This window comes from Stenotrophomonas capsici (assembly GCF_034961085.1).
Taxonomy (GTDB): Bacteria; Pseudomonadota; Gammaproteobacteria; order Xanthomonadales; family Xanthomonadaceae; genus Stenotrophomonas; species Stenotrophomonas capsici.
In genome coordinates this window covers 1-5972 of the sequence record NZ_JAYFUH010000092.1, presented here as the reverse complement: position 1 = coordinate 5972, position 5972 = coordinate 1, and the positions used below count along the sequence as shown (strand labels likewise).

Annotated in this window: 8 protein-coding genes; 4 read left to right on the top strand and 4 right to left on the bottom strand. The window is 69.6% G+C overall.

Annotation, left to right across the window (positions count from 1 at the left end; genetic code table 11):
- Positions 1-383, bottom strand: a 383-nt coding sequence (locus VA603_RS08640; protein ID WP_323438545.1) for a DEAD/DEAH box helicase, incomplete at its 3' end; no start/stop codon positions are given.
- Positions 384-780: 397 nt separating this feature from the next.
- Between VA603_RS08640 and VA603_RS08635 the strand changes: the two genes are divergently transcribed.
- The gene (locus VA603_RS08635; protein WP_323438546.1) at positions 781-1251 is read left to right on the top strand and encodes a hypothetical protein; all 471 of its coding nucleotides are present in this window, start codon (positions 781-783) and stop codon (positions 1249-1251) included.
- A gap of 67 nt (positions 1252-1318) precedes the next feature.
- Positions 1319-2308, top strand: coding sequence for a 23S rRNA (adenine(1618)-N(6))-methyltransferase RlmF (gene rlmF / locus VA603_RS08630; protein ID WP_323438544.1), 990 nt, complete (start codon positions 1319-1321; stop codon positions 2306-2308).
- On the opposite strand, the gene VA603_RS08625 is transcribed toward rlmF, so the two are convergent.
- On the bottom strand, positions 2309-3481 hold the full coding sequence (locus tag VA603_RS08625) for a DUF3667 domain-containing protein (protein ID WP_323438543.1): 1173 nt from the start codon (positions 3479-3481) through the stop codon (positions 2309-2311).
- Between the two features lie 99 nt (positions 3482-3580).
- A complete protein-coding gene (locus VA603_RS08620; RefSeq protein WP_323438542.1) occupies positions 3581-4024 on the bottom strand; it encodes a nuclear transport factor 2 family protein in 444 nt (147 codons plus the stop codon).
- Between the two features lie 122 nt (positions 4025-4146).
- Between VA603_RS08620 and VA603_RS08615 the strand changes: the two genes are divergently transcribed.
- Positions 4147-4431 carry a hypothetical protein gene (locus VA603_RS08615; protein ID WP_323438541.1) on the top strand — a complete coding sequence of 95 codons (285 nt, stop codon included), beginning with the start codon at positions 4147-4149 and terminating at the stop codon, positions 4429-4431.
- 100 nt (positions 4432-4531) lie between these two features.
- Here VA603_RS08615 and VA603_RS08610 read toward each other — a convergent pair whose 3' ends face one another.
- Positions 4532-5194, bottom strand: a complete 663-nt coding sequence (locus tag VA603_RS08610) for a YceH family protein (RefSeq protein ID WP_323438540.1) — start codon at positions 5192-5194, stop codon at positions 4532-4534.
- A gap of 145 nt (positions 5195-5339) precedes the next feature.
- On the opposite strand from VA603_RS08610, the gene VA603_RS08605 reads away from it, so the two are divergent.
- On the top strand, positions 5340-5972 hold a 633-nt coding region (locus VA603_RS08605), incomplete at its 3' end, for a 5'-nucleotidase, lipoprotein e(P4) family (RefSeq protein WP_323438539.1).

The window sequence follows — 5972 nt, the reverse complement described above, 5'->3', positions numbered from 1 at the left end:
AACAGGTACAGCGCCTTGGCGTTGCCCTGCATCGCCGCGCTCACCACCGGCAGCGTGTAGCACAGCGACTTGCCCGACGCGGTGGGGGTGACGATGGCGACGTGCTCGCCGCGCTGGCTGGCGTCCCAGGCCTCGGCCTGGTGGGAGTACAGCTGCTCGATGCCACGCGCCTTGAGCGCGGCTTTCAGCGCCTCGGGGACGTCATCGGGAATCGGCGCGTAACTGCCTTCGCGGCCCGGGATCGTGAAACTGCCGGTGACCCGGTCGCTGTAGCGCTTGGCCAACCGCTTGCCGAGCAGCGAGCCGTCACGCGAGGGCAGGCCATCGGTGGTTGCCAGCGCCCGTTCGCTGGCTTCGGTGCGGGGAGCGAGGGAGAACGCCATGCACGCAACTGCTGATCAAAGGACGGCATCAAAGCACAGCGGCGTCTCATGTTGTGAGACGCCGCCATGCGTTGGCCTGGCGATGCACGGCGTGACTTCAGGTTGCCGCGCCGGCGAGTGGCGTCAGAAGCGCCAGGGTTGCCCGGGCGGGGGCCGCCTGGCGGTGCCGGGCCGGCATGATTCGCGCCTGCAGGCTGAACGGGTTCGGCTGGAGGGGCCCCTGCTCGGACCGCACCCGTTGCACGGCATGGGCCGCGGCGATGGCTTTGAAGGTGTCAGCTGGCCCGTCGCAACGAATTCTGAAGCTCGCATCCGTATCCTGCGCATGACCGGTAACGCGCATGAGGATGCTGTGGTGGCAACAGGTGGATGGCAGGGAGCAACCGTGGTGGTCGGCATGATGCTGGCCGGCGTGGCATCGGCGCAGCAGGCGGCCCCGCAAGCGGTCGCGCCGGCGCTCAGTCCGCCGCCCGTGGATGGAACGGCGTTGCCATCGCCGCCGCCGGCCACCGCCGGTGGCAATGTCACCACGCTGGGCGAGGTCCGCGCGATCAAGCCCGAGGACGACCAGCCGCTGGACCTGTACCGGTTCAAGAACCCCGTGCAGGCCGAGCCCAACCGTTTCAGCAAGAACTGGAGCGAGCCGCCCACGGTGGAGGAGGTCAGCCTGGGCGGCGGCTACGTGATGATGGGCATCTACTACGGCCTGGCCAAGGCGGCGCAGGGCTTCAACAAGCTGACCCATGCACCGGCGCAGATCCAGTCGGCCATTGCCCGTCCCCCGCCGGAGCTGACGCCGGAGCAGCAACGGCGTGCGGCCTCCTTCTGCGCGCAGCAGGATTGCGTGCAGCCGGCCGAGGGCCGCTGACGCAGGATGCCGGCCTGGCACGCTGGCCGCGGTACGCATCGCTGTCTTCCTGGCGTCTAATACGCGCATGAATCCCCCGCACCAACGTCCGCCGCAGCGGCAGGCGGCTGCCAAGTCGGCGCCCGCCAGCCCCCTGCACCCGCGCAATCGTCACCAGGGCCGTTATGACCTGACGCGGCTGGTGGCCGCCGACCCGGCATTGCGCGCCCACCTGGTCCGCACGCCGGCCGGCAGCCAGAGCATCGACTTCAGCAACCCCGTCGCGGTGCGTGAGCTCAACCGCGCACTGTTGGCCAGCGACTACGGCATCGCGCACTGGGATATCCCCGAGGGTTACCTGTGCCCGCCGGTGCCCGGTCGCGTGGACTACCTGCACGGGTTGGCCGACCTGCTGGCCGCCGATGCCGGTGGCAGCGTCCCGCGCGGTCCGGCGCTGCGCGTGCTGGATGTCGGGGTGGGCGCGAACTGCATCTACCCGCTGCTGGGCCAGGCCGAATACGGTTGGTCGTTCGTCGGCAGCGACATCGATGCCGGCGCGCTGCAGTCGGCCGGCGCCAACGTGCGCGCCAATGGCCTGCAGGACGTGATCGAACTGCGCAAGCAGCACGCGCGTGGCCAGCTGTTCGAGGGCGTGCTGCGTCCGGACGACCACTTCCACCTGACCCTGTGCAACCCGCCCTTCCACACCTCGGCCAAGGAAGCCGCGCAGGGCAGCCAGCGCAAGGTGCGCAACCTAGGCGGGGCGGCCAGCCCCCGTGGCAAGGCGCCGGCGCTGAACTTCGGGGGCCAGGCCAACGAATTGTGGTGCACCGGCGGCGAGGCTTCGTTCCTGCGCCGGATGGTGCGCGAAAGCGTCGATGTGCAGGCGCAGGTGCTGTGGTTCAGCTCGCTGGTGGCCAAGCGCGAGCACCTGGCCGACCTGCACCGGCAGCTAGCCAAGGCCGGCGCGGTCGAGGTGCGCGAGGTCGGCATGGCCCAGGGCAACAAGCAGAGCCGCTTCCTGGCATGGAGCTTCCACGCGGCCGGGCAGCGCCGGGCCGCGTTGCGGGGCGATTGATCAGGACGAGATGCCGGCCAGCACCGCATAGGTGACCACCAGCGACACCAGCACGGTGTAGATGCTGCCGATGAACAGGTAACGCAGCAGCGTCAGCACGACGTTGCCACCGTACACCCGCTGCTGCATCCAGATCAGGTACACCGGCACCGACAGCCACAACAGCACGTACACCACGTCGGTGGTGGCGTTGACGACCGGGCCGGCCAGCGCGTTGCCCAGCCCGGCGACCAGGAAGGTGGCCAGCAGCACCAGCATCAGCCAGGCATGGCTGTACAGCGCCACCACCAGGTGCTCCAGGTAGCCGATGCCGCGGCCCAGGTAGGCCACGCGCAGCACCAGCGCGAACACCGGCATCAGGAAGAACAGCGCGCCGGGCAGGGCGGTGAGCACGGCCTGCACGTACAGGTCGGTCTTGCCGCCCATGCGCGCGACGTTGGCGTTGGCGTTGTCCAGGCGATGGTTGAGCCACTTGTTGGCGAACCCCGGCCAACTGTCGATCACGATCGGGTTGGTCTCCGGATCCCAGGGCTTGCCACCGACCTGGTGGTTGAAGAAGCTGCCGCCCCTGCCCTGGGCGGTGCGCCCGGCCACCGCCGTGGCACGCTGCACGGCGTTGCCCGCCGCGCCCTGCGGCGCAGTCTTCGCCAGTTCGGCCAGGCGTTGCTCGGCGGCGGCGTTGATCGCACCGATGCCGATGCCCAGCGCAGGGCCACCGGTGGCACCGTCGTTGAACTGCTGGCCCAGCCGGGTCAGCTCGGCATCGCGTCGCGCCTCCACCTCGTCGGCGGTCTGCGCCGTATCGAACAGCGTGGTGCCCTTGACGTGCCCGCCAAAGTCATCGGCATGCAGGGTCAACTTGCCGACGAAGAAGGTGAACAGGGTGAGGATCACGAACAACCGCAGGGGCTGCACGTAACCCACCCGTTTGCCGCGGAGGTAGTTGAGCGCCACCCGGCCCGGGACCAGCAGGTCGCGCAGGGTGCGGAAGATGCGCCCGTCCAGGTGCCAGAACGACTCGAATACTTCCTCGATCGCATGCCCGACGTGCTTGAGCGGGTTGTGCGCGGATTGCCCGCAGGTGTGGCAATAGTGCCCCTGCAGCGAGGTGTCGCAGTTCTCGCAGGCACCGTGGGCGTGCGGGGCGTCTGGCAGGGCGTCGGGTGGGTTCATGGGCGGGGCAGGCAGCGAACAGAAGCTGCATACGATAGCGGGGTTTGTCTTTTCTGTTCAGTTGCCAGTCATCGAAATTGACTGCGCGCCGGTACCGCGTCAGCCGCGCTTCTTGCGGTGCCACAGCGCGTTGACGATCACCCAGCGCCCGTCGAACCGCCCCAGCTGCAGATGGTCGATGAACCAGGGGCTTTCCAGCCGTACGGTGGCGATGTCCTCATCCACCGCCAGCACGGTGATGCTGCGCTGCCATTGGTCGCGTGGTGTCTTCAACGCGCCTTCGCGGGTGTAGCGGATCAGCTCGTCCGAGCTCATCCGTCCCAGCCCCAGTGTTTCGTTCGGGTTGGCCACCACGTTGCGCTTGGCCAGGTCCGGGTGCAGGGCGCGTGTCACCCGCGCCACGTCGCCTTCCAGCTGGCCGTCCATGTAGTCATGGGCAGTGGCCTCGATGGCCTGCAGGGTCGCCGCATCCGGCGCCGCCGATGCCGCGCCGGTCACCCACAGCATGCCCAGCAGCACTACCCGCATCGCACCCGTTCGCATGGCCCACTCCCGATGGTTGGTGGCCCAGCCTGCCAGTGGTCGTGGCCGGTGCCATGGGCCGGTGGTCACCCCGGAGGCCATGCCTTACCGTGTGGCCAATGCCTGCAGGGAGATCACTGCCGATGGAAGCCGCCCCCCGCTCCGCCAACCCGTCCTATCGTTTCGGCCTGGCCGCGCTGCTGATGCCGTTGGTCAGCCTGCTGGTCGGCAGCATCGCGGTGGCGGTGATCCACGGGGGGCTGGAGGAACTGGCTGCCATGCTGATCATCGGCATCGGTGGTTGCGTGATGGGGTGCCTGCTGGCCCTGGTCTCGCGCTGGCGCCGCGAATCCAACGCCTGGCTGGGCTATACCGCGCTGTTCTTCAACGGCCTGCCGCTGCTGGGGCTGCTGGCGGCCTCGCTGTAGGAGTCGGTCCTTAGACACAAGCGGCCTTGGCCGCGAAGCACGCAGGCTTGCAACCGTACCGGTTTCGCGGCCAGGGCCGCGCCTGCGCAAGCGCGCCAGGTCAGCCGCCGATGGCGGCCTTCAGTTCGGCCAGTTGCTCCTGCAGCTCGGCCACGGTGGCTTCCAGCTGCTGCACGCGGGCTTCCAGCGCGCTGTCGCTGACCGCCGCCGCCGGTGCGGCCTTGTAGGTCTCGGCCAGGGCGTCCAGGTCCAGCGGGCCGCCCATCAGGTGCATGAAGCGGTCTTCGCGCTGGCCACCGGCGCGCGGCAACTGCACGACCAGGCCGCGCTGCTGCAGGCGGTCGAGCTGGTGACGCAGGTCGGTGGCGTCGGCGAACCGGGCCATGCGCTCGCTGCGGGTGCTCAGTTCACCGACGGTCTGCGGGCCACGCAGCAGCAACAGGCCGAGCAGGGCAACCTGCTGGCGCGGCAGGTCCAGCTTGGTGCCGGCCAGGTGCTCGTAGCGCTCGGCACGCGAGGAGAAGTGCTGGCGGGCCAGGCCCAGTCCCTCGAGCTGGCGCAGCGCGTGCTGCACCTTGCCCGCGTCCAGGTTCATCACCGGCTCGCGCGCAGTCTTCTGGTTGGCCGCCACCTGGGTGGCGTTGACGGTCAGCGGGTAGGCGTCCGGGGTGGTGGCTTCCTTCTCGATCAGGCAGCCCAGGGTGCGGGCCTGCACGGGGTCGAGGATCGGGAAGCTGGGGGTCTGCGGGCTGTCGTCGGTCATGGTGGGTGTTCCGGTCACGCGGGGGCGCAAGGATAGCCGAGGCGGGAAAACCGGGGTCAGGCCCGGTCCGGCGCGGCTGCCGCCGGGGCGGGCGAACCGGGGAGCCGGTAAACTTGGCCGGTTTTCGCTGATCCCGGTAGTTTTCATGTCCCGATTCCCCGCCCTCGTCCTGCTGGCCGGCACCGCGTTGTCGCTGGCCGCCTGCACCGCCCCTGATCGCCTGCAGCGCCCGTCGGCGCCGGTCGCCCCGGCCGCGGTGGTCCCGGCCCCGGTGGCCAATGACAACCTCAACGCCGTGCTGTGGGTGCAGCGCTCGCAGGAGTACCGCGCCAGCGCCCTGCAGACCTGGAAGCTGGCTGGTGAACAGCTGGACCGCGCCCTGGCCGACCCGACCTGGACCGCGCTGCTGCCGGAGGAAGGGGGCACCCACCAGTCGGCCCGGCTGAAGCCGGCCGTGGTGGTGGACGTGGACGAGACCGTGCTGGACAACTCGCCGTTCCAGGCGCGCCTGGTGCACGACGAAGGCAGCTACAGCGACGCTGGCTGGGCGGCCTGGGTCAACGAGCAGAAGGCCGAGCCGGTGCCGGGCGCGGTGCGGTTCGCACAGCTGGCCGCGTCCAAGGGCGTGACCATGATCTACATCAGCAACCGCACCTCGGCGATGAAGGACGCCACCCTGGCCAACCTGCGCAAGGTGGGCTTCCCGGTGGCCGACGACAGCGTCTACCTGGGCCTGGGCACCGAGGTGCCGGGTTGCCGCCAGGTGGGCAGCGAGAAG

Coding starts and splice junctions, on each gene's coding strand:
- VA603_RS08635 (WP_323438546.1), top strand. CDS start 781: ATGATGCTGGCCGGCGTGGCATCGGCGCAGCAGGCGGCCCCGCAAGCG.
- rlmF (WP_323438544.1), top strand. CDS start 1,319: ATGAATCCCCCGCACCAACGTCCGCCGCAGCGGCAGGCGGCTGCCAAG.
- VA603_RS08625 (WP_323438543.1), bottom strand. CDS start 3,481: ATGAACCCACCCGACGCCCTGCCAGACGCCCCGCACGCCCACGGTGCC.
- VA603_RS08620 (WP_323438542.1), bottom strand. CDS start 4,024: ATGCGAACGGGTGCGATGCGGGTAGTGCTGCTGGGCATGCTGTGGGTG.
- VA603_RS08615 (WP_323438541.1), top strand. CDS start 4,147: ATGGAAGCCGCCCCCCGCTCCGCCAACCCGTCCTATCGTTTCGGCCTG.
- VA603_RS08610 (WP_323438540.1), bottom strand. CDS start 5,194: ATGACCGACGACAGCCCGCAGACCCCCAGCTTCCCGATCCTCGACCCC.